General features: G+C 67.8%; 17 protein-coding genes. 13 read left to right on the forward strand and 4 right to left on the reverse strand.

What is annotated here, in order from left to right:
* Window positions 1-153: 153 nt before the first annotated feature.
* Together AC1RJW_RS27885 and AC1RJW_RS27890 are read right to left on the reverse strand one after the other, a co-directional pair.
* On the reverse strand, window positions 154-1,398 hold the full coding sequence (locus AC1RJW_RS27885) for an SDR family oxidoreductase (RefSeq protein WP_493047790.1): 1,245 nt from the start codon (window positions 1,396-1,398) through the stop codon (window positions 154-156).
* Window positions 1,398-2,714 (reverse strand): nucleotide sugar dehydrogenase, encoded by a 1,317-nt coding sequence (locus AC1RJW_RS27890; protein WP_493047792.1) that lies wholly within the window; start codon window positions 2,712-2,714, stop codon window positions 1,398-1,400. The genes AC1RJW_RS27885 and AC1RJW_RS27890 overlap by 1 nt, the downstream gene beginning before the upstream one ends.
* 219 nt (window positions 2,715-2,933) lie before the next feature.
* Between AC1RJW_RS27890 and prsT the strand changes: the two genes are divergently transcribed.
* Genes prsT through AC1RJW_RS27905 form a run of 3 tightly spaced genes read left to right on the forward strand, consistent with a single transcriptional unit; the run spans window position 2,934 to window position 8,971 of the window.
* Entirely contained in the window at window positions 2,934-5,717 is a 2,784-nt protein-coding gene (prsT, locus tag AC1RJW_RS27895) for an XrtA/PEP-CTERM system TPR-repeat protein PrsT (RefSeq protein WP_493047793.1), read from the forward strand.
* A gap of 3 nt (window positions 5,718-5,720) precedes the next feature.
* A complete protein-coding gene (locus AC1RJW_RS27900; RefSeq protein ID WP_493047794.1) occupies window positions 5,721-8,192 on the forward strand; it encodes a hypothetical protein in 2,472 nt (823 codons plus the stop codon).
* Window positions 8,189-8,971, forward strand: a complete 783-nt coding sequence (locus AC1RJW_RS27905; protein ID WP_493047795.1) for a S1 family peptidase — start codon at window positions 8,189-8,191, stop codon at window positions 8,969-8,971. Before AC1RJW_RS27900 ends, AC1RJW_RS27905 begins: the two co-directional genes overlap by 4 nt.
* A 3-nt stretch (window positions 8,972-8,974) precedes the next feature.
* Here the strand turns inward: AC1RJW_RS27905 and AC1RJW_RS27910 are convergent, their stop codons facing one another.
* Window positions 8,975-9,721: an N-acyl amino acid synthase FeeM domain-containing protein gene (locus AC1RJW_RS27910; protein WP_493047796.1), complete on the reverse strand. Its 747-nt coding sequence runs from the start codon at window positions 9,719-9,721 to the stop codon at window positions 8,975-8,977.
* Between the two features lie 200 nt (window positions 9,722-9,921).
* Complete coding sequence (locus tag AC1RJW_RS27915; RefSeq protein WP_493047797.1) at window positions 9,922-10,545, reverse strand: XrtA/PEP-CTERM system exopolysaccharide export protein; 624 nt, start codon at window positions 10,543-10,545, stop codon at window positions 9,922-9,924.
* A 243-nt stretch (window positions 10,546-10,788) separates the two neighbouring features.
* Between AC1RJW_RS27915 and AC1RJW_RS27920 the strand changes: the two genes are divergently transcribed.
* From AC1RJW_RS27920 to AC1RJW_RS27965, 10 genes are read left to right on the forward strand one after another with little or no spacing between them, the layout of a single operon-like run.
* Window positions 10,789-12,318, forward strand: a complete 1,530-nt coding sequence (locus AC1RJW_RS27920; RefSeq protein WP_493047798.1) for an XrtA system polysaccharide chain length determinant — start codon at window positions 10,789-10,791, stop codon at window positions 12,316-12,318.
* 19 nt (window positions 12,319-12,337) lie between these two features.
* A complete protein-coding gene (locus tag AC1RJW_RS27925; RefSeq protein WP_493047799.1) occupies window positions 12,338-13,180 on the forward strand; it encodes an XrtA-associated tyrosine autokinase in 843 nt (280 codons plus the stop codon).
* Entirely contained in the window at window positions 13,164-14,699 is a 1,536-nt protein-coding gene (locus AC1RJW_RS27930) for a TIGR03016 family PEP-CTERM system-associated outer membrane protein (RefSeq protein ID WP_493047800.1), read from the forward strand. Before AC1RJW_RS27925 ends, AC1RJW_RS27930 begins: the two co-directional genes overlap by 17 nt.
* A 10-nt stretch (window positions 14,700-14,709) precedes the next feature.
* Window positions 14,710-15,870: a non-hydrolyzing UDP-N-acetylglucosamine 2-epimerase gene (gene wecB / locus AC1RJW_RS27935; protein ID WP_493047801.1), complete on the forward strand. Its 1,161-nt coding sequence runs from the start codon at window positions 14,710-14,712 to the stop codon at window positions 15,868-15,870.
* On the forward strand, window positions 15,867-16,727 hold the full coding sequence (locus tag AC1RJW_RS27940; protein WP_493047802.1) for an XrtA system polysaccharide deacetylase: 861 nt from the start codon (window positions 15,867-15,869) through the stop codon (window positions 16,725-16,727). The genes wecB and AC1RJW_RS27940 overlap by 4 nt, the downstream gene beginning before the upstream one ends.
* Window positions 16,727-17,806 carry a FemAB family XrtA/PEP-CTERM system-associated protein gene (locus tag AC1RJW_RS27945; protein WP_493047817.1) on the forward strand — a complete coding sequence of 360 codons (1,080 nt, stop codon included), beginning with the start codon at window positions 16,727-16,729 and terminating at the stop codon, window positions 17,804-17,806. Before AC1RJW_RS27940 ends, AC1RJW_RS27945 begins: the two co-directional genes overlap by 1 nt.
* Before the next feature lie 15 nt (window positions 17,807-17,821).
* Complete coding sequence (locus AC1RJW_RS27950) at window positions 17,822-19,117, forward strand: TIGR03087 family PEP-CTERM/XrtA system glycosyltransferase (protein ID WP_493047803.1); 1,296 nt, start codon at window positions 17,822-17,824, stop codon at window positions 19,115-19,117.
* Window positions 19,114-20,688 (forward strand): exosortase A, encoded by a 1,575-nt coding sequence (xrtA, locus tag AC1RJW_RS27955; RefSeq protein WP_493047804.1) that lies wholly within the window; start codon window positions 19,114-19,116, stop codon window positions 20,686-20,688. The genes AC1RJW_RS27950 and xrtA overlap by 4 nt, the downstream gene beginning before the upstream one ends.
* Window positions 20,678-21,892, forward strand: coding sequence for a TIGR03088 family PEP-CTERM/XrtA system glycosyltransferase (locus AC1RJW_RS27960; protein ID WP_493047805.1), 1,215 nt, complete (start codon window positions 20,678-20,680; stop codon window positions 21,890-21,892). The genes xrtA and AC1RJW_RS27960 overlap by 11 nt, the downstream gene beginning before the upstream one ends.
* 10 nt (window positions 21,893-21,902) lie before the next feature.
* A complete protein-coding gene (locus AC1RJW_RS27965) occupies window positions 21,903-23,855 on the forward strand; it encodes an XrtA/PEP-CTERM system amidotransferase (protein WP_493047806.1) in 1,953 nt (650 codons plus the stop codon).
* Window positions 23,856-23,859: the final 4 nt, after the last annotated feature.

Below are 23,859 nucleotides of genomic sequence, written 5' to 3' on the forward strand. Positions count from 1 at the left end.
GGCATGACTCCACATTGACGCAGACTGCGCGTGCCTGTACGTGTGTGCGTGCGCATCAGGCGCGGCCCGCCTGTACCTCATGCGCCACTCATGCGCCACTCGCACGCCACTCGCACGCAGCCGCTCACACGCATCAACCGCCACATACGCAACTCATGCAACTTCGGCAACTCCGGCAACTCCGGCCACTCCGGCCACTCCGGTCCGGCCAGCCTGCGCCACATACCAGGCGATGGTCTGCCGCAAGCCTTGCGCCAGGTTGTGCGTGGGCGCATAGCCGAGCAGGCGGGCCGCCTTGGCGATGTCCGCCTGCGAATGGCGCACGTCGCCGGCGCGAAACTCGCCGTAGTGCGGCTCCTGCGGCACGTGCTGCGGGCGCACGGCCAGCAGCATCTGCTGCATCGTGGCGTGCAATTGGGTCAGGCTGGTGCGGGCGTTGACGGCCACGTTGTAGACCTGGTTGACGGCTGCCGGGTCGCTGCGCGTGGCGGCGAGGATATTGGCTTGCACGGCATTGTGCACGAAGCAGAAGTCGCGGCTGGTGGCGCCGTCGCCATGGATGCGCACGGCCTGATTGTCCAGCATGGCGGCGATCCAGCGGGGAATGACGGCCGCGTAGGCGCCCAGCGGGTCTTGCCGCGGACCGAAGACATTGAAGTAGCGCAAGCCCACCGTCTGCATGGCGTAGCAGCGCGCGTACACCTGCGCGTACAGTTCGTTGACGTATTTGCTCAAGGCATATGGCGACAGGGGTGCGCCGATGTGCTGTTCCACTTTCGGCAAGGCCGGATGGTCGCCATACGTGGCGCTGGACGCGGCATACACGAAGCGCCGCACGCCCGCGTCGCGCGCGGCGGCCAGCATGTTCAGGAAGCCGCTGACATTGACGGCATGGCACAGCAGCGGGTCTTCCAGCGAACGCGAGACGGAACCGAGCGCCGCCTGGTGCAGCACATAATCGACAGCGACGCCGTCGACGGCGACGGGGCCGCCCGCACCGGCACGGCTGTCCTCTGCTGATCCGCCGCGCGCGCCGCTGCCGCCAGCGGCAGAAGCATCGGCCTCCCCGTCACCGGCGCTGGCGGCCCGCGCCGGCGCACCGCAGGCGCGCGCGCAGGCCTGCGGGTCGCGGATATCGCCTTCGATGAAGGTAAAGCGCCGCCATGCCGATTCGCCCACGCTGGCGCGCACCTGCTCCAGGTTGTGGCGGTGGCCCGTCATGAAGTTGTCCAGGCCGCGCACTTCCTGGCCCAGGTTCAGCAAGGTTTCCAGCAGGTGCGAGCCGATGAAGCCGGCCACGCCCGTCACCAGCCAGCGGCGCGGCGTTTGCGCCAGCTGCGCGCAGGCCTGGGCGTATGCACTGTCGCCGGCGGCCGGATCGAGGGTATCGGCCGCCATCACAGCCGCCACACGTGCAAGCCGCCGTCCTGCAGCGGACGGGGGTCGAAGTGCGACTTGATGTCGATGAAGCAGCCGTTTTCCAGCACCTTGGCCTGGAAGTCGGCCAGCGGGCGGGCCAGCAGGGCCTGGTGCGAGACGGCGCTGATGATGGCCTCGGCCTGCGGCAGCTGCTCCCAGCTTTCCAGCAATAAACCGTACTCTTCCAGCGCTTCGCGGCCATCGGCGACGGGGTCGTGCACGTGCACCTGCACGCCGTACGATTGCAGTTCGTGGATCATGTCGACCACTTTCGAGTTGCGCAGGTCCGGGCAGTTTTCCTTGAAGGTCAGGCCCAGCACGTTGACGTGCGACCCTTTCAATTTGAAGCCGGCGCGCACCATTTCCTTGATGGTCTTTTCCGCCACGAACTTGGCCATGCCATCGTTGATGCGGCGCCCGGCCAGGATCACGTGCGGGTGGTAACCGAGCATTTCCGCCTTGTGCGTCAAATAATAGGGATCGACGCCGATGCAGTGGCCGCCCACCAGGCCGGGCCGGAACGGTAAAAAATTCCATTTCGTGCCTGCCGCCTGCAGCACTTCCAGGGTGTCGATGCCGATGCGGTCGAAGATGATGGCCAGCTCGTTCATCAGCGCGATATTCAGGTCGCGCTGCGTGTTTTCGATCACCTTGGCCGCTTCGGCCACCCTGATGCTCGAGGCCCGGTGCACGCCCGCCCCGACCACGCCTTCGTACAGGGCCGCCACCTTGTCCAGCGTGGCGTCGTCGTCGCCCGAGACCACCTTGCGGATGCTGTGCAGGGTGTGGTCCTTGTCGCCGGGGTTGATGCGCTCGGGCGAAAAGCCCACATGAAAGTCTTCCTTCCAGCGCAAGCCCGAATGCTGTTCCAGGATGGGGATGCAGATTTCTTCGGTGGCGCCCGGATACACGGTCGATTCGTAGATGACGATGGCGCCGCGCCGCATGTGGCGCCCGACGGCCGCGCTGGCGCCGGCCAGGGCGGAAAAGTCGGGATTGTGCGCGCTGTCGACGGGCGTGGGCACGGCCACGACGATGAAATCGGCCAGTTGCAGCTCGGCCGGATCGCAGCCCACGCTCAGCCATTGCGCCGCCAGCAGCTGTTCCGTGCTCACTTCGCCCGTCGGGTCGATGTGGCGCCGGTAACTCTCTACCTTGCGGGCCGACAAGTCAAAGCCGATCGTGCGCTGGCGCATGCCGAACGCCACGGCCAGCTGCAAGCCCACATAACCGAGCCCCACCACCGCCACCACGCCCGCTTTGTGATTCACATTGCTATCCACCTTGCTGTCCATATGCCTGTGCTCCGAATGGTTGCGGCCCGAGCAGCGCCGTCCGGGAAATTCTACGGTTGCCGGTCTGGCCATTCTTGAGCGGGAACAAGAAACACGGAGCGGCGGCCGGCAGGCGCGCGGACAATCGGCGGCTTGTTGAGCGCAATCAAGGAGAGCGGCGGCCATCTTTTTAAGCTAGGCCATGCCCATCGTTCATGCATGCCGCTACCGGAGACTTCCATGGCCCGTTCCCTGTCCCGCCCTTTCCCCGGCCTGCCGGCCGCCGTGCTGTGCTGCACCCTGCTGCTGCCCTTGCTGACGGGCTGCCATGGCACGCAGAGCAGCGAAAGCCTGCTGGGCGACGCGCAGCAGTACCGGCAGAAAGGCGAGGCGCGCGCCGCCATCATCCAGTTGAAGAACCTGCTGCAAAAGGAACCGGACAATGCGGCCGCGCGCTTGCTGCTGGGCAGCATCTATATCGACACGGGCGAAGCGCTGTCGGCCGAGAAGGAATTGCGCAAGGCAAAGTCGCTGGGCCTTGCGCCGCAGCAAGTGATGCCATTGCTGGGCAAGACCTGGCTGATGCTGGGCCAGTTCGACAAGGTGCTGGCCGAGATCGCCGACGATGCGGCGCAGCCGGCCAGCGTGCTGGCCCTGCGCGGCGAGGCCCTGCTGGCCCTGGGCCGCCAGGACGAGGCGCGCGCCCTGTTTGCGCGCCTGCTGGAAGCACATCCGGACCAGGTCGAGGCCTTGCTGGGCCTGGCACGCCTGTCGGCGCTGGAGCAGCAGGTGCCGGCAGCCGAGCTGCTGCTGGCGCAAGCCCTGAAAAACGCGCCCGCCAACCTCGACGCCTTGCGCCTGCAGGGCGACCTGCAGCGCCTGCAAGGCAGGAACGACGCGGCGCGCCTCGCCTACATGCAGATCCTCAAGATCAAACCGGACAATACCCAGGCGCATATCGACCTGGCCAACCTCGACATCGTGGAAAACCGCTACACGGAAGCGGCGGCCCAGCTGGCCACGGCGCGCAAGACGGCGCCCAACAGCCTGGGCCTGCTGCAGGCGCAGGCCTTGCTCGATTTTCGCCAGGGCAAGAACAAGGCGGCCTTGCAAGGCTTGCAGCTGGTGCTCAAGGCGGCGCCCGATCACATGCCGTCCATCCTGCTGGCCGGCGCCGTGCAGCTGGCGCTCGGTTCGCCGCAGCTGGCGGAAAGCTACCTGCGGCGCTTCCTGGCCGTGTATCCCACGCACCTGTATGCCGTCAAGATGATGGCTTCGATCGAACTGATGCGCGGCAAGACCGACGCTGCCATCGACTTGCTGCGCCCGACGCTGGCCGCCTTCCCCGACGACGTGGAATTGCTGTCGCTGGCCGGCGAAGCCCACTTGCGCGCGCGCCAGTACGACAAGGCGACCGCGTATTTCGAAAAAGCCAGCACCCTGGCACCGGACACGGCCAGGCTGCATGCGGCGCTGGGCATCAGCCGCCTGGGCATGGGCGAGAACGGCCGCGCCATCAATGAACTGGAACGCGCCAACATGCTCGACAAGAGCACGCCGCAGGCGGGCACCATGCTGGTGATGACCTTGCTGCGCAACAAGCAGAACGACAAGGCCCTGGCCAGCGTCAAGATGATGGAGCAGCAGCAGAAAGGCACGAACCCCTTGCTGCTGAACCTGAAAGGCGGCGTCTACCTGGCCTTGCGCGACTTGCCCGCCGCGCGCGCCAGTTTCGAGCAGGCGCTGGGCATGGACCCCGTGTACCTGCCCGCGCTGAACAACCTGGCGCAGATCGACCTGGCCGAGAAAAAGCCGGAGCAGGCGAAGCAGCGCTTCGAGAAGGCGCTGGCGAAGGTGCCGAAAAATGCCGACCTGAGCGCGGCGCTGGCCAAGCTGGCCGCATCGCAGGGCAAGACGGACGAGGCGCGGCGCTGGCTCGAACGGGCCCACCGCGACAATCCCGACGCCGTCGCGCCGGCCCTGCTGTTAAGTAACTTCTACCTGAAGACGGGCGCGCCCGACAAGGCGCTGGAACTGGCGCGCACCTTGCGGACGGGCCACCCGGGCGACGCCGATGCGCTGGCCCTGCGCGCCCAGGTCGAGTACAGCGCGGGCCAGGCGCCGGCCGCGCTCGACAGCTACAACAAGCTGGCCAGCCTGCAAACCACGTCCGCGCCCTTGCAGATGCGCATCGCCAGCCTGCACCTGGCGCTAGGCGACCACCATAACGCGCTGCAAGCCGTCAAGCGGGCGCAGGCGCTGGACCCGTCCCTGCTCGAAGCGCGCGTGGTGGAAGTGGCCCTGCTGCTGAACCTGAACCGCCAGCGCGAGGCGCTGGCCGTGGCGCGGCAAGTGCAGGAACAGCAGCCGAAGCTGGCGGCCGGCTACAAGCTCGAGGGCGACGTGCTGATGGAACAGAAGCTGCCGCAGCAAGCCGTCAAGCTGTACCAGCACGCGTTCGGCATCAGCCCCATCGGGCCGCTGCAGGTGCAGCTGTACCGCGCCCTGCAGGCGTCGGGCCAGGAGCGCGAAGCCGATGCGCGCATGGCCGCCTGGCTCAAGGAACATCCGGAAGACTTGCCGACGCGCACCTACCTGGCCGGCACCCGGCTGGCAGCGAAACAATACCGCGCCGCCATCGAGCACTTCCAGTATGTCGTCGCCAAGGACACGGGCAATGTGGTGGCGCTGAACGACCTGGCGTGGGCATATCAGCAGGAAAAAGATCCGCGCGCGCAAGCGACGGCCGAGCAGGCGCTCAAGCTGGCGCCCGAGAATCCCGCCGTGCTCGACACCCTGGGCTGGATCGTGCTGGAACGGGGCGACGTCCCGCGCGCCACGGCCCTGCTGCGCAAGGCGGCGGCACTGGCGCCGACATCGCCCGAAGTGCAGTACCACCTGGGCGCGGCGCTGGCGAAATCGGGCGACAAGGGCGGCGCGCGCAAGCAGCTGGAACAATTGCTGGCCGCCAACAAAGACTTTCCGCAGCGGGCCGCAGCGCAGGCCTTGCTGACCCAGCTGTAAGCCATGGCCGTGCACGCTGCCATGCCCGGCCTGGCAGCGCGGCCGCTGGCCCTGCTGGCGGGCGCGGCCTGCGTGCTGGCCTTGCGCCACTATCCGCTGGGCCACGGCTGGCCCGGCCTGCTGTTTGCCGTCCTGCTGCCCGCCTATTTCCTGCTGCTGTGCTGGCGCCCCGCCTGCTGGCTGTTCTGCGTGCCCGCCCTGCTGCCCGTGCTGGACCTGGCGCCGTGGACGGGCTGGTTCTTCCTCGAAGAAATCGACGTGCTGCTGTTGCTGACGGTGGCGTGCGGCTATTGGCGCCTGGGCGGCCCGCCCCAGCCCGCGGCGGCCACGCTCCCGCCCTCTGCCCGCGTCTGTCTGCTGCTGTGCAGCCTGGCCTGGCTGGCGGCGCTGCTGCGCGGCGTGCTGCCGCTGGCGCCGCTCGACCTGAATGCCTGGGATAATTATTTGAGTCCCTACAACAGCCTGCGGCTGAGCAAGACCTGGGCCTGGAGCATGCTGCTGCTGCCGCTGCTGCTGCGCGACGGGGAGCCTTCCGCCCTGCGCCGCTACGCGCTGCCTGGCATGCTGGCCGGGCTGGCCATGGTGTCGCTGTTTGCGCTGTGGGAACGGGCCGTGTTTCCCGGCCTGTCGAACCTGTCGAGCGACTACCGCATCACGGCGCCGTTTTCCGCCATGCACACGGGCGGCGCCGCGCTCGACGGCTACCTGGCCCTGAGCCTGCCGTTTGCCGCGCTGTGGCTGGCGCGCGCCCGCAGCCGCTGGCAGGCGGCGCTGGCCATGCTGCTGCTGGCCCTGGCCCTGCACGCGGCGTTCACCACGTTTTCACGCGGCCTGTACGCGGCGCTGGCGGCGGCCATGCTGCTGGGATTCTGGCAAACCTTGCACACGGCGCCCGGCGCGGCGCGGCGCGCGCCTGGCCGCCCGCCCCTGCGCGGCGTGTTATTGAGACTGCTGCTGGCCGGGCTGGGCACCGTCCTGCTCGTGTACATGTTCAGCCTGGCAGGCTACCGGGGCTTGCTCGCCGCCGTCGTCCTGCTTGCGGCCAGCTTCGTGCTGGCGGCGCGGCCCTTGCCATGGCGTCTGGCGCCGGCCAGCCTGCTGTGCGCGCTGTGCCTGCAGGGCGTGCTGGCCGCCTGGTGGCCGGAGCCGGCCGGCCACCAGGCGGCCGGCTGGCTGAAAGGCCCGTATTTCCTGTTCCTGCTGGCCGCCGTGCTGCTGGCGGCCGTGCTGTGGCCCGGCGCTGGCGCCGCCAAGGGGCCAGCCAGGCTGGGCCTGGCGATGATGGCGTGGACCATGCTGGCATGCAATCTCGCCTGGATAGGCTGGCACTGGGCCGGTGCCGCCGCCCTGCCGCCGGCCGGCCTGGTCGTGCTGCTGGCCATGCTGATGCTGGGCAACGGACGCCTGCGCCCACCCCTGTGGCGGCTGGACCGGGCCAGCCTGAGCATCGCGGGCGCGGCCGGCATCCTGCTGCTGCTGGCCATCCCCGTGTCGGCCAGTTATTACGCCACCGAACGTTTCGCCACCACCGCCTTCGACATGCAGGGCCGCTTGCGCCATTGGCGGCAAGTGCTGGCCATGCAGCCCTCCGGCTGGGATGAGCGCCTGTTCGGCATGGGCTTGGGCAGCTTTCCCGCCACCTATTACTGGCACAACCCCCAGCGCGAAGTGCCGGCCAGCATCGCGTATGCCGAGGAAGGGGGGAATCGCCATGTGCGCCTGGCCAGTCCCGGCTACAGCGCCGGCTATGGCGAACTGCTGCGGCTGCTGCAACGCCTGCCCGTGCAGCCCGCCACGCGCTACACCCTGGCGCTCGACGTGCGACGAAGCGGCCCCATGCCCGTGCTGCTGGTACGGCTGTGCCAGCGGCAATTGCTGTATGCACAAGGTTGCGTGCATGTGCCGCTGCGCCTGCGCCCGCCTGTGCCCGGCAGCCCCGCGGCGGCCTGGCAGCATTACGAAGTGCCGTTCGACAGCGGCTGGCTGGGCGCCGGTGCCTGGCTGCTGCGCCCGCCCGTGCAGCTGGAACTGGCGGCCAGCGGCACGGCTGACTCGTCCGTGCTGGAAGTCGACAATCTGAGCCTGCGCGCGCCCGGCGGCGAGGAATTGATCGCCAACGGGCGCTTTACGCAGGCGAATAATTACTGGTTTTTCAGCAGCGACCATCATCACTTGCCGTGGCACATCAAGAGCATGGCGCTGCATCTGCTGGTGGAAACGGGCTGGTGCGGCGCACTGTCCATGCTGGCCCTGCTGGCCGTGGCCGGCCGGCGCCTGCTGCGCCAGGCCAGGGGCGGCGATTCAGGCGCGCTGGCCTGCGCCGCCGCCCTGCTGGGTTTCCTCGTCGTCGGCCTGTTCGACAGCCTGCTCGACGTGCCGCGCATCGCCCTGCTGTGCTATCTGATGCTGCTGTGCGCGCTGCTGAGACCGGCCCACTCCCCGCCACCTCCTGCCCTTGAAAGCGCGCCGCCATGAAAGCCTTGCCGTTGACCTTCCCTGCCGCCCTGCTCGCCTGCCTGGCCTTGCTCCTGGCTTGCGCGCCGTGCCGCGCCGACGAATCGCTGGCGCAGACCATCGCGCGCGTGAAACCGTCGATCGTCGGCGTGGGCAGCCTGCAAAAGACGCGCACGCCGCCGATGAATTTCATCGGCACGGGGTTCGTGGCGGGCGACGGCCTGAGCGTGCTGACGTGCGCGCATGTGATCCAGAAACTGCTCGACGCCAATCCGAACGAAGTCATCGGCATACTCACGGGCCAGGGCGAGATGGCGCAATTTCGCCCCGCCAAAGTCCAGGCGCTGGACACGGAACACGACCTGGCCTTGCTGCGCCTGGCGGGCGCCCCGCTGCCGGCTCTGGCGCTGGGCGACGCGGCCACGGTACGCGAAGGCCAGGCCCTGGCTTTTACGGGGTTTCCACTGGGCACCTTGCTCGGTTTGCACCACGTGACGCACCGCGCCACCGTGTCATCGCTGACGCCGGTGGTCATGCCCAGCGAAAACGCGCAGCGCCTCGACGTCCGGCGCCTGGCGCAGCTGCAAAAGGCCCCCTACACCGTGTTCCAGCTGGATGCGACGGCGTATCCGGGCAGCAGCGGCAGCCCGCTGTTCGATCCCGAGACCGGTCTCGTCTACGGTATCGTCAACATGGTGTATGTCAAGGGCCTCAAGGAGGCCGCCATCAGCGCGCCAAGCGGCATCACCTACGCGATTCCGGGCGGCTACATGCAGGCGATCTTGCTGAAAAATAAATAAATCTCAGTTGCGCCCCTGCCTCAGCCGGTCGGTAATGCCGGGCTCATCCCATGTCGGAAAAAAAAAGGGGTAAAACGACCGTTCACCCCCATGCTGTTCCATCAGGCCACCGTATTTGCGGATCTGGGCCCCCATGTAATCGAGGTCCAGCCGTAGCAGCACGGCCGGCGCCCCCACGCGCGTGCACTCGCGCTCGCCGCCGAAGTCCTGGAAGCCCAGCATGCGCTTGTAGAACACCACGTGGCGCGGATTGACTTCGATCACGTAATCCGTAAAGCCGTGAATATTGTGTGCATAGATATAAGAAATATGAATCAGCGCCGCAAACACGCGCTTGCTCACGCCCTTGTCGATGGCCAGGCGCGACGGTTCGCACAGCCGGCGGCCCTCTTCGCGCAGCACGTCGAGCTTGTCGCGGAAGTTTTCATCGGCAGGCAAGCCCGTCTCGTCATTGTCGAGGCACAGGGTCATGGTGCCGACGGTGGTGCCGGCCGTTTCCGCAAACAAGGTGATTTTATTCAGGGCATGCGCGATGCCGGGATCGACGGCATAGCCGCGCCAGCCGTACATCTTGCGGATCAGCAAGCTGGCCGCTTCGCGCCGGCCACGCGAATTGGCCATGCGGATATGAAAGCGCTGCAGGTCGAGCTCATGCTCCATGGCCGGATCGATCTGCCCCTCGCCCACCACCAGGTCGCTGAAAGTACCGGGCGTGTCGAAGGAAATAATGGGTTCATCTTCAAAGCTCATCTTGTCCTCACGTTCATCGGCAGCCGTCGAGACGGACTGAAGCCAATGCCTTGTGACAAGACAAAAACGGGAGAAGTTCCCACCTCTAGCTAAAAAAACAGAAGAAATCCGCCTTTAGATAGCAAAATAACACGATGAAATTTGCCGAAAAGTACAAAATGACAAATATAAGTGCTGTTTTGATATGGCCGAGTCCGCTGTTAAAAAAAGCTTTCCGGAATCAGCAGCACGTCGCCCGGCCGCATCATGACATTCGCGGAAATGTCGCCGCTCTTCAATAGATCGTCGAGCCGCACGCGCAGCTGCTGCTGGTTGCCTTCGCGCTTGCGGATGATGCTGGCCTTGTTGCCGGCCGCGAAATCGGTGATGCCGCCCACGGCGATGAGCACGTCCATCAGCGACATGCCCAGCCGGTACGGCAGCGCCTGCGGCTTGGCCGCCTCGCCGATCACGCGGATCTGCTCGCCATACGGCCCCGAGAAATTGGTGACGATGACCGTCACCACGGGTTGCTGGATGAACTTGCTCAAGGCTTGCTCGATGTCGCGCGCCAGCTGGGTCGACGTCTTGCCGCTGGCCTCCAGGTCTTCCACCAGCGGCGTGGTGATCTTGCCGTCCGGCCGCACGGCCACCGTCAGCGACACTTCCGGATTGCGCCAGACGATGATGTTGACGGAGTCGCCCGGCCCGATCAGGTAATCGTGCATGGGCGCGCTGTCGTCGGCGGGCGCCAGCGGATAGCGGGTGCGGCAGCCTCCCAGCAGGCCGGCGGCGCCGGCCAGGAGCAGCGTGTTGCAGACAAATGCACGGCGAAACGGATTCATGCGGAGCCTCTTCGAGTCGATGACGCGTCCATGGCCGGCCCCGCAGAACCAGCCTGGGCCGCGAACTTCCTATGATTATTAAAACTTGGCAAGTGAACCTTGAGGCGTATCAAGAAGCAATCATCTTGGGAAATCTTGCTCGACAGGCGCCCTATACTTTGCTTACTCAACAGACAAGCATTTCTTGCAAGATGTCGTCGCCCGCCCGTCTGCCGTGCAGCACCGTCACCTGAAGGAAGCGACATGGAAGAATTGATACAACAACTGCTTTCCAGCCTGAAAGGCATCTGGAAATACCGCTGGCATGCGGTACTGGTGGCGTGGCTGGTCGCCATCGCCGGCTTCATCAAGGTGATCAGCCTGCCCGACGACTTCCAGACGTCGGCGCGCGTGTTTGTCGACACGCAAACCATCCTCAAGCCGCTGATGGCCGGCATGACCAGCGTGCCGAACACGGAACAGCAGGTGGCCATCATGAGCCGCACCCTGCTCAGCCGCCCCAACGTGGAGCGCGTCATGCGCATGGTCGACCTGGACCTCGATTCGAAGACCGTGCGCGAGCACGAGGCCCAGCTCGATGACCTGATGAGCCGCATCAAGATCACGGGCACCAACGCGTATGACATCTACACCATCAGCTACAGCGGGCGCGACCCGAAGCTGGTGCGCGACGTGGTGCAAAGCCTGCTGACGATCTTTGTCGAAGGCAGTTTCCAGGGAAAAAGGGGCGATTCGCAGAAGGCGGTGCAATTCATCGACGAGCAGATCAAGAATTACGAGGACAAGCTGAGCGCGGCGGAAAACCTGGTGAAGGAATTCAAGATCCGCAACAACCTGCTGCTGCCGCGCCAGGGCATCGACTATGGCAGCCAGCTGCTGATGTCGTCCGATAGCCTGAACAATGCCAAGCTGGAACTGGTCGAGGCGGAACAGGCGCGCAAGGCCATCCAGAGCCAGATCGAGGGCGACGAGCCCGTGCTCGACATGGAGCCGAACGCGTCGTCCATCACGAATCCCGAACTCGACGAACGCATCGCCTCGCTCAACAAGAACCTCGACAACCTGCGCATGCAATTTACGGAATTGCACCCCGACATCATCGCCTCGAAGCGCCTGGTGGCCCAGCTGGAAGAGCGCAAGATCGAGGAAAGCAAGCTGAAAACGGCATCCGGCGACCCGGGCAAGAACTACAGCCCCATGCTGCAGCAGTTGAAGGTGGCGCTGACGGACGCGGACGCCAAGGTGGCCGCCATCCGCGCCCGCGTGCAGGAATACAGCGCGCGCAACGAACGGCTGCTGGCGCAAAGCAATGCCGTGCCCGAGGTGGAATCGCAGCTGGCGCAGCTCAACCGCGACTACATCATCAACAAGGAAAACTATGAAAAGCTGATCGGCCGGCGCGAGGCGGCCAAGCTGTCGGGCGAACTCAGTTCCACCACCGAAATGATGGCCTTCAAGATCATCGACCCGCCCACGGTGCAATACGCGCCCGTCGGCCCGAACCGCCCGCTGCTGTTTTCCGCGGCGCTGGGCGCGGCCCTGGTGGCCGGCGTCGCCGCGGCCCTGCTGATCAGCCAGGTGCGCCCCACCTTCCTCAGCCCCGCCGAACTGCGCGACGCCACGGGCTTGAACGTGCTGGGCACGGTATCGATGAACTGGACGCCGCTGCAGCAGGTGCGCCGCCGCCGCGCCCGCTATGGCTTCGGCGCCTGTCTGGGCAGCCTGTTCGTGCTGTACGGCGGGGTCATGACGGCCGCGCTGCTGAAATTCTAGAGCCACCAGGGGAGCGACGATGAGCAGCAAGGACAGCGGCAAGCAGGAACCCACGATCCTGGGCGTGGCCGAGGCCAGCGTGCCTTATGGTGCAGATGTTGCGGATGGCGCGGATGGCGCGCAAGCGGCCCGCTCGCCCCAGTACCGGCCCCTGAACCTGGCCCGGCTGGCCGAGCAGGGCATGCTGACGCACGATGGCGGGCGCAGCTCGGTGGCCGAGGATTTCCGCATCATCAAGCGCCCGCTGCTGCGCCAGGCGCGCGCCAGCGGCGCCGAGGCCGTCCGCCACGGCAACCTGATCGTCGTCACCAGCGCCATGCCCGGCGAAGGCAAGACGTATTGCGCCGTCAACCTGGCCATGAGCATCGCCATGGAAATGGATATCACGGTGCTGCTGGTCGATGCCGACGTGGCGCGCCCGTCCGTGCTGAAAGTGCTGGGCCTGCCGCCCGAGCCGGGGCTGATGGACGTGCTGCTCGACCCGCAGCTGGCGATGGCCGACGTGATCCTGAAAACCAACGTGGCCAACCTGAGCATCCTGCCCGCCGGGCGCAGCAACAAGCATGCGACGGAATTGCTGGCCAGCCGGGCCATGAGCCGCTTGCTGGCCGAGATCGCCAGCCGCTACGCCGACCGCGTCGTCGTCTTCGACTCGCCGCCCCTCTTGATCACCAGCGAAGCGCACGCGCTGGTGGGACAGATGGGACAAGTGGTGATGGTGGTCGAGGCGGAAACGACGACCCAGCACGCCGTCAAGGAAGCGCTGCGCCAGATCGACTCGTGCGAACACATCCATTTGATTTACAACAAGACCAAATCGTTCCCCGGCAACGACTACTACGGCTATGGCCATTACGACTAGCTGCCGCGCGCCGCTGGCGCTGCCGCTGCTGCCGTTGCTGTCCCTGCTGCTGCCCGCGCCGGCCGGCGCCGTCGACTGGCTGGTGAAACCGTCGCTGCGCCTGCGCGAAAGCTATACGGACAATGCCTTGCGCGCGCCGCCCGGCCAGGCGCAATCGGACTTCATCACGGAAATCGCGCCCGCCATCGCCCTCATCGGCACGGGCCCCCGCCTGCGCGTGCACCTCGATTACAGCTGGCACAAATACCTGTCGGGCCAGCGCGCCGATACCGATAACCACCAGCTGCATGCCTCGGCCGACGCCGAGCTGGTGAAGGACTGGTTCTTCCTCGATGCCAACGCCAGCGTGAGCCGGCGCAACATCTCGCCGTTCGGCCCCCAGTTGATCGACGATCTGCCCGACACGGCCAATGCCAGCACCGTGCGCACCATCAGCATCAGCCCGTACTTGCGCCACCGTTTCCGCGGCCTGGCCACGGGCGAGCTGCGCTACACGCGCAACACGGTCGACAGCGGCGGCGCGCTGCTGTCCGTGCACAGCGATGAACTGGAATTGCTGCTCAGCGGCGAACCGCGCCCCGGCGGCTGGACCTGGAACGCCAGCCACGACGTGCGCCGCACGCAGGACAGCAAACTGGCGCCCGTGCGCATGCAGCGCAGCAGCGTGGGCCTGCGCTATCCGTTCAGCAGCAAATGGGCGGCCACGGCCAGCGGCGGCACGGAAAAGGAAGGTTATATCTCGACCAGCGGCAAGGCGCCCGCGGGCCGCTTCTGGTCGCTGGGCGGCGTGTGGACGCCATCGCCGCGCACCAGCGTGGCTTTCAGCACGGGCAAGCGCTTCTTTGGCACCACCTACAGCCTGGACGCCAACTTCCTGCAGCGCCATACCAACTGGCAACTGAGCTACAGCGAAAACATCACCACCATGCCCACGCAATTTTCGCGCCTGGGCGACCGCGACGCGGGCCAGCTGCTCGATCAATTATGGCGCGGCATCTTTCCCAATGCGCGCGACCGGCGCCTGCGCATCGATGCCTTCCTGCGCTACGCCAACAGCCTGGGGCCGGAACGGGGCGCCATCAATTACTTCAGCCACCGCTATTTCCTGCAGAAGCAGCTGAAGCTGACGATGGCGCGCGCCACGGCGAAAAGCACCGTGCTCGCCGGCATCACGGCCGTCGACCGCACGGCGCAAACGGCCAGCGGCGTCGATAGCGGCCTGCTGCCCGGCGTGGAATTCGGCAGCGAAGACCGCACGCGCCAGATCGGCGGCAACCTGGGCGGGACCTGGCAAGCCAATTCGCGCACCAGCGTGAATGTCAATGCCGGCTACGCCAGCGTGCGTTCGCTGAGCGTGCCCCGGCGCGACAACAACATCACCGTGACGGCCGGCTACAACCGCATCCTGCAGCCGGACATGACGGCCAGCATCGAGCTGCGTCACACGCGCCACGCCAGCAACCGGGGCGGCGATTACCGCGAAAACGGCGTCAGCGCCACGCTCACCATGCAATTCTAAGGAGGCCGCCATGCCCGACCCTTCTCTTGCGTCCGCCAGGCCGGCGCACCTGCTGTGCGTGGTGGCCGCGCGCCCCAACCTGATGAAGATGGCGCCCATCCTGGCCGCCCTGGCGCGCCAGGCGCCCGCCGTGCGCGTGACCTTGCTGCATACGGGCCAGCATTACGACACGGCCATGAACGGGCAATTGTTTACGGACCTGGACCTGCGCGCGCCCGACATCGCCCTCGACGTCGGCTCCGGCAACCACGCGCAGCAGACGGCCGAGATCATGCGCCGCTTCGACGCCGTGCTCGACGCCCATCCCCCGCTGGCGCCCGATGCCGTGCTGGTGGTGGGCGACGTCAATTCCACCCTCGCCTGCGCGCTGGTGGCGGCCAAGCGCGGCATCCCCGTGATCCACGTCGAGGCGGGCCTGCGCAGCGGCGACCGGCGCATGCCCGAGGAAATCAACCGCGTGCTGACGGATCAATTGTCCGATCTGCTGCTCACCAGCGAGGCAGGCGCGCGCGCCAACCTGCTGCGCGAAGGCATCGCCGCCGAACGCATCCACTTCACGGGCAACGTCATGATCGACAGCCTGCGGCAGCAGCTGCCGCGCGCAGTCAAGCCGGCCGCCACCCTGCGCGCGCACGGCCACGCCTGCCCGCCCGCGTATGGCTTGCTGACCCTGCACCGGCCCTCGAACGTCGATGACCCGGCGCAGCTGGCAGCGCTGCTGCAGGCGCTGGGACAACTGTCATGCCAGCTGCCGCTGCTGTTTCCCATCCACCCGCGTACCCTGGCCGGCCTGCGCCTGGCGGGCCTGGAAGCCGTGCTGGCGCGGCACGCCATCGTCCGCCTGCCGCCGCTGGGCTACCTGGAAATGCTGGGCCTGATGCAGGAAGCGCGCCTGGTGCTGACGGATTCGGGCGGCATCCAGGAAGAGAGCACGGCCCTGGGCGTGCCCTGCCTGACCCTGCGCGCGAATACGGAGCGCCCCGTCACCGTGAGCGACGGCACGAACACCCTGGCCGGCACGGACCCGGCCGCCATACTGGCGCTGGCGCGCGCCATCCTCGACACGGGCGGCAAGCGGGGCCGCATTCCGCCCCTGTGGGACGGGCACGCGGCCACGCGCATCGCCGCCGTCGTCGCTCCCTGGCTGGAAGCGCGCCGGAGACAACCATGACGCCGCTGCCTTCCTGTTTGATATTGCGCAATGCGCTGACCATCGACGTGGAAGACTATTTCCAGGTCTCCGCCTTTGCGCCGCACATCGCGCGCGCCGACTGGCCCCGCCTGGAATGCCGGGTCGAGGCGAATATCGAGCGCATCCTGCTGCTGCTCGACAGCCGCCGCATCCACGCCACCTTTTTTACGCTGGGCTGGATCGCCGAGCGCTATCCGGCCATGCTGCGCCGCGTGGCCGCCGCCGGGCACGAGGTGGCCAGCCACGGCTATGCGCACCTGCGCGCCAGCGAGCAGTCGGCCGCGCAGTTCGCCGACGACGTGCGCCGCAGCAAGGCCATCCTGGAGCAGATAACGGGGCTGGCCGTGCGCGGCTACCGGGCGCCCAGCTTTTCCATCGGCGCGGCCAACCTGTGGGCCTTCGACGTGCTGCGGGAAGCCGGCTACCGCTACAGTTCCAGCATCTACCCGATCCGCCACGACCATTACGGCATGCCCGATGCGCCGCGCTTCGCCTGGCGCCCACGCGGGCCGCACGGTGTGCTGGAATTGCCCGTCAGCACCGTGCGCTTGCGCGGGCGCAACCTGCCGGCCGGCGGCGGCGGCTATTTCAGATTGATGCCGTATGCACTGTCGCGCTGGCTTTTGCGACGCATCAATTCGCGCGACGGGCAAGCTGGCATATTCTATTTTCATCCTTGGGAACTCGATCCCGGCCAGCCGCGCCCCCTTGGCCTCAGCGCCAGGACGCGCTTTCGCCACTACCTGAACCTGGGGCGCATGGAAGCGCGGCTGGCACGCCTGACGCGCGACTTTGCCTGGGACCGCATGGACCGTATTTTTCTGGAAAGCACATGATGCACGAGGCCAGCCTTCCTCCCGACCCGGCACCAGCCAGCGCCGCCATCGCCGTGCGCTCACTGCAGGCGCACGAACATGCGCGCTGGGACGCCTTTGTCGACACGTGCCCGGAAGCGACCTTCTTTCACCGGGCCGGCTGGCAAACCATCATGGAGCAAGGTTTCAAGCATGACAGCCATTTCCTGTACGCGGAACAGGACGGGCGCATCGCCGGCGTGCTGCCGCTGGCCCATCTGCGCAGCCGCCTGTTCGGTTCCTCGCTCGTCTCGCTGCCGTTCTGCGTCTACGGCGGCATCGCCGGCGGCGGCGCGGCCGTGCGCCAGGCGCTCGACAGCGCCGCGCTGGCGCTGGCGCGGCGCCTCGGCGTGGGGCACCTGGAATACCGCTGGCGCGAAGCGCCGGAAGACATGGACACTTCCTGGCTGCACAAACCCCTGTACGCCACCTTCCGCCGGCCTTTACACCCCGATGCCGAGCAGAACCTGCTGGCCATACCCCGCAAGCAGCGCGCCGTCGTGCGCAAGGCCATGGCGGGCGGCCTGCACAGCGCCATCGACTACGACCTGCGCCATTTCTACCCGCTCTATGCGGCCAGCGTGCACCGGCTGGGCACGCCCGTCTTCGCGCGCCGCCATTTTGCCCTGCTGCGCGCGGTCTTCGGCGACGCCTGCGAGATCCTCACCGTGTATCACGGCCAGCAGCCGCAGGCCAGCGTGCTGCTGTTCTATTTCCGCGACGAAGTATTGCCGTATTACGGCGGCGGCAGCGTGCTGGCGCGCAGCACGGGCGCCAACGACTTCATGTACTGGGAAGCGATGCGCCGCGCCTGCGCACACGGCTACCGCCTGTTCGATTTCGGCCGCAGCAAGCTGGGCACGGGCGCCTTCGACTTCAAGAAGAACTGGGGTTTTAGTGCGCAGCCGCTGCCGTATGCCTGCCAGCTGGTGCGCGCCAGGGCCTTGCCGGAAGTCAATCCCCTGAATCCGAAATACGCGCTGTTCATCCGCGCCTGGCGCCGCCTGCCGCTGCCGCTGGCCAACCTGCTGGGGCCGCATATCGTGCGGCAACTGGGCTAAGCAAAGGGACACACCATGCGCGAACTGCTCTTCCTCGCCCACCGCCTGCCGTATCCGCCCAACAAGGGCGACAAGATACGCTCGTGGCACATGCTGCAATACCTGAGCCGGCATTTCCGCGTGCACCTGGGCTGCTTCATCGACGATGACGACGACTGGCAGCACGCGAAAACCGTGGCCGCCCTGTGCGCCAGCACGCGCTTCATCGGCTTGCGGCGCGGTGCGGCCCGCTGGCGCGCCGTGCAGGCGCTGCTGTCGCGCCAAGCCATGAGCGTGCAGTACTACCGCGATGCACGGCTGCTGCAATGGGTCGAAGGCGTGATCTCGAGCGGCAAGGTGCGCCACGCGCTGGCCTTTTCCGGGCCCATGGCGCAATACATCGACGGCAGCGCGGGCCGCGCCCTGCACCGCGTCATCGATTTCGTGGACGTCGATTCCGACAAGTGGCGCCAGTACGGCGACAGCAAGCCCTGGCCCATGTCGCAGCTGTACCGGCGCGAGGCGCATCTGCTGCTGCAGTACGAACGCCACATCGCCCAGCAGTTCACGGCTGCCAGCTTCGTCTCGCCGGCCGAAGCGGCCCTGTTCCGCCAGTGCGCCCCGATGGCGCGGCGCAAGACGGGCCACGTCAACAACGGCGTCGACACGGCGTATTTCACGCCCATGCCAGCCCAGCCCGCAATCTATCCGCCCGGCGTGCAGGCGCTGGTATTTACGGGCGCCATGGATTACTGGCCGAACATTGACGCCGTGCAATGGTTCGTGCGCCACGTCTGGCCCGCCCTGCGGCGCCAGTTTCCCCAGCTGCAGTTCTATATCGTCGGCAGCGCGCCCGTGCCCGCCGTGACGGCGCTGGCCAGGGTGGCCGGCGTGGTGGTGACGGGCAAGGTGCCCGACATCCGCCCCTACCTGGCCGGCGCGGCCCTGGCCGTGGCACCGCTGCGCATCGCCCGCGGCGTGCAGAACAAGGTGCTGGAAGCGATGGCGATGGGAAAGATCGTGCTGGCCACGCCGCAGGCGCTGGAAGGCATCGCCGCCCAGCCGGGCCTGGAACTGCTGCTGGCGCGCGACGACGCCGAATTCATCCACCATGCGGCGCGCGTGCTGCGCCATGCCCAGGGCGGCACGGCCGAAGGCAGCGGCGCGGCCATCGGCGCGGCGGCGCGCCAGCTGATCTTGCAAGATTACGATTGGGAACGCAATCTGCGGGGACTGGGCGCCATGCTGGGCCTGCCTGCCGAAGCCGTGGCCGATGCGGCGACAACCGGCGCCGCCGCGCCTGTGCTGCCCGAGCGGGAGCCGTCCACATGAGCCTGCAGCTCGACAGCGCCACCCGTTTGCCGGACGCGGCCGTCCTGCCGCAGGGCCGGCGCCAGGCCGCGCTGGCGGCCCTGCTGCTGGCCCTGGCCGCCGTCGTGCTGCTGTACCACGCCACCTTCTGGTCGATGCTGGAGCTGTGGTCGCGCTCGCAGACGTTCGCGCACGGCTTCCTGATCGTGCCCATCAGCTGCTGGCTGGGCTGGCGCCAGCGCGCCCGCCTGGCCGCGCTGGCGCCCCAGCCGTCGCGGCGGGGCTTGCTGCTGCTGGGCGCGCTGGGCCTGGCCTGGCTGCTGGCAGACGCCGCCAACGTGCCCGTGGTGGAACAATATGCGGCCACGGCCATGCTGCCCGCCTGCGTGCTGGCCATCCTCGGCTGGCCGGCCGTGCGCCTGCTGGCCTTCCCTCTCGCGTATCTGTTTCTCGCCGTGCCGTTCGGCGAAGTCTTCCTCGACCCGCTGATCGACTTCACGGCCGCCTTCACCGTCACGGCGCTGCAATGGACGGGCGTGCCCGTGTTTCGCGACGGCAGCAATTTTTCTCTGCCCTCCGGCAACTGGTCGGTGGTGGAAGCGTGCAGCGGCTTGCGCTACCTGATCGCCGCGCTGGCCCTGGGCGCCCTGTTCGCCCATGTCAACTGCCACAGCGCGCGACGGCGCGTAGCCGTCATGGCCGCCGCCCTGCTGGTACCCATCCTGGCCAATGGCGTGCGCGCCTACCTGATCGTGATGCTGGGCCACCTGAGCAACATGCGCCTGGCCGTGGGCGTCGACCACCTGATCTATGGCTGGCTGTTCTTCGGCCTGGTGGCGCTGCTGCTGTTCTGGCTGGCCACGCGCTGGCGCGAATTGCCGCCGGCGCGCGCCGCCTTGCCGTCGCCCCTGGCCGCCCGCCCTGGCGCCAGCCCGCGCGCCGTCATGCGCGCCAGCATCGCCTGCCTGCTGCTGGCGGCGCTGTGGCCGGCGCTGGCCTTGGCCAGCCAGCGCCAGGATGGCATGGCGGCGCCCGGCTCCCCCGCCGCGCTGGCCTTGCCCGATCCGCCCGCCTGGCGGCGTCTGCACGCCGCGGCGCCCCTCTGGCAGGCGCCGTATGCGGGCGCGCCCGCGCGCCTTGCCGCCACGTATGCGCGCCAGGATGGCGACGGCGCGCCGGTGGGCTTGCAGCTGCACTGGTATGCGCGCCAGGCGCGCGATGCCGAGCTGCTGACGCACCAGGCCTTGCCGTACGGCCCCCGGTGGATGGCGCTGGCCCAGCGCGTGCAGCGCGTGACCGTGGCCAGCGGCCCCATGAGCGTGCGCGAAAGCGTGCTGGGGCACGGCGGCGAACGCCTGCTCGTGTGGCGCGTCTACCGCCAGGGCGGCATCGTCACGGCCCGGCCTGTCCTGGTGAAACTGCTGCTGGCGCAAGCCAAGCTGCTGGGCAGGCGCCAGGATGGCGCCGACATCCTCGTCTTTGCCGCCTACGACGAGCTGGCGCCGCCGCCGCGCGCGCTCCTGCAAGCCTTCCTGCAAGCGGCGCTGCCCGTCATCGAACAACGCTTGCAGGAGTTGCCGCATGGCCCTTGACTTCGATAGCGGCGGCACGCGCCAGGCTGATGCAGCGGCCGGCGGCGCCCCCCTGATCGTGCACGTGATCCACCAGCTCGACGTGGGCGGGCTGGAAAACGGCCTGGTCAACCTGATCAACCATTTGCCGCCCGAGCGCTACCGGCACGCCATCGTCTGCCTGAAGAACGCCACCGCGTTTCGCCAGCGCCTGACCACCCCCGGCGTCGACGTGATCAGCCTGGACAAGCGCGAAGGCAAGGACTGGCGCCACTACCTGCGCCTGTACCGCGTGCTGAAACAGCTGCATCCGGCACTCGTGCATACGCGCAACCTGGGCTGCCTCGAAGCGCAGCTGCTGGCCTGGCTGGCCGGCGTGCGCCTGCGCGTGCATGGCGAACACGGGCGCGACATGAGCGACCTGCACGGCACCCGCCGCAAATACCGGCTGCTGCGCAAATGCATGCTGCCGCTGGTGCAGCACTTCATCGCCGTCAGCGCCGACCTGGGCCACTGGCTGGTGGACGCCATCGGCGCGGCGCCCGCGCAGGTGTCGCACATCGGCAATGGGGTCGACAGCGTGCAATTCCATCCGCGCCTGGGACCGCCCGCCGCCGTGGGCCCGCCCGGTTTCCTGTGCAACGGCGCCTTCGTCATCGGCAGCGTGGGGCGCATGGCGGTCGTCAAGGATCACGCCTCGCTGGTGCAGGCCTTCCTGCTCCTGCTGGCGCAGCCGGGCGCCCGCGCGCGCCTGCGCCTGATCATCGTCGGCGACGGGCCGTGCCGCCAGGCTTGCCTGGAGCTGCTGCAGCAGGCCGGCGTGGCCCATCTGGCCTGGCTACCCGGCGCGCGCGACGACGTGGCGCAGCTGCTGCGCGCGATGGACCTGTTCGTGCTGCCGTCCCTGGCCGAAGGCAGCTCGAACACCATCCTCGAAGCCATGGCGACGGGGCTGCCCGTCGTCGCCACGCAGGTGGGCGGCAATGCGGAACTGGTGCAGTCGGGCTGGAGCGGCACCCTGGTGCCGTCCGGTTCGCCCGAGATGCTGGCCGACGCCATGCTCGACTATTACAGCATGCCGGAACTGGGTCCGCGCCACGGCGCGCGCGGGCGGCGCCAGGTGCTGGCCGAACACAGCCTGCCCGCCATGGCCGGCGCCTACCTGGCCGTGTACGACCGGCTGACGGGCGCGCGCCAGCCTTCTCCCCTGTCCACCACTCCCTGAAAGGCCTCCCATGTGCGGCATCAGCGGCATCTTTGATTTGCAGGGCCAGCGCGACATCGACGTGCTGCTGCTGGCGCGCATGAACCACAGCCTGCGCCACCGGGGGCCGGACGAAGGAGGCTTGCACCGCGAGCCGGGCCTCGGCCTGGCGCACCGGCGCCTCTCCGTGATCGACCTGGCCAGCGGCCAGCAGCCGCTGTTCAACGCCGACCGCAGCATCGCCATCGTCTTCAATGGCGAAATCTACAACTATCGCGGCCTGATGGCGGAACTGCGCCAGTTCGGCCACCCCTTCCGCACCAGCAGCGACACGGAAGTCATCGTCCACGCCTGGGAACAATGGGGCGAACAATGCGTGCAGCGCCTGCGCGGCATGTTCGCCTTCGCCCTGTGGGACCGCCGGCGCCATGTGCTGTTCCTGGCGCGCGACCGCCTGGGCGTGAAACCCCTGTACTACGGCGAGGCGCAGGACGGCACCCTGCTGTTCGGCTCCGAACTCAAAGCCCTGCTCGCGCATCCGGCCATGCCGCGCGAACTCGACCCGCTGGCCGTGGAAGAATATTTCGCCTACGGCTACGTGCCCGAGCCGCGCAGCATCTTCCAGCATGCGCGCAAGCTGCCGCCCGGGCATACCCTCTGCATCCGCGCGGGCCAGCCGCTGCCCGCGCCGCAAGCGTACTGGGACATCCCGTTCACGCCGAATCCCCCCGCCAGCGAGGCGCAGGCGGCCGACGAACTGCTGGCGCGCCTGCGCGAAGCGGTGCGCATCCGCATGGTGGCCGAAGTGCCGCTGGGGGCATTCCTGTCCGGCGGCGTCGATTCGAGCGCCGTCGTGGCGCTGATGGCCGGCGCCAGCGCCACGCCCGTCAACACCTGCTCCATCTCGTTCGGCGACCCGGCGTACAACGAGGCGCGCTACGCCGACCTGGTGGCGCGCCGCTACGGCACGGCGCATCACGCGCGCCAGGTCGAACAGGACGATTTCGAGCTGATCGACCTGCTGGCCAACCTGTACGACGAACCGTTCGCCGACAGTTCGGCCATGCCCACATATCGGGTGTGCCAGCTGGCGCGCCAGCGGGTCACGGTGGCCCTGTCGGGCGACGGCGGCGATGAAAGCCTGGCCGGCTACCGGCGCTACCGCCTGCACACGCGCGAGGAAAAAGTGCGCAAGGCGATGGACCCGCTGCTGCCGGCCGGCCTGCGCCAGTCGCTGTTCGGCACCCTGGGCCGGCTGTACCCGAAGGCCGACTGGGCGCCGCGCTTCCTGCGCGCCAAGACCACCTTCGAAGGCCTGGCGCGCGACACGACGGACGCGTATTTTCACGGCGTCAGCCTGCTGGGCGACGCCATGCGCGCGCGCCTGTTCAGCCCGGAAATGCGGCGCAGCCTGCACGGCTACCGCGCCGTGGAAGTGCTGCGCCGCCACGCGCTGGCCAGTCCCGCGCAGGATCCGCTGTCGCAGGTGCAGTACCTGGACCTGAAAACCTACCTGCCCGGCGACATCCTCACGAAAGTCGACCGGGCCAGCATGGCGCATGCGCTGGAAGTGCGCTCGCCCCTGCTCGACCATGAGCTGGTGGCGTGGATGTCCGGCCTGCCGCCGTCATTCAAGCTGCGGCGCGGCGAAGGCAAGTATTTGCTGAAAAAAGCCCTGCGCCCGCTGCTGCCCGACACCCTGCTGTACCGCCAGAAGATGGGCTTTTCGGTGCCGCTGGCCGACTGGCTGCGCGGCCCGCTGCGCCAGCGCCTGCAGCAGCGGCTGCTCGGTCCCACGCTGGCGCAGTGCGGCCTGTTCGACATGGATTACGTGCGCCTGCTGCTCGAGCAGCACGCAAGCGGGCGGCGCGACTACAGCGCGCCCTTATGGTCGCTGCTGATGTTCGAAGCGTTCCTGCGCCAGGTGCTGCCCGTCGATGGCCGCAAGGCGCCGGTGCCCGCGCCGGCCATGGCAGTGGAGTGACACG

It is taken from the genome of Janthinobacterium sp. GW822-FHT07A03, assembly GCF_058798815.1.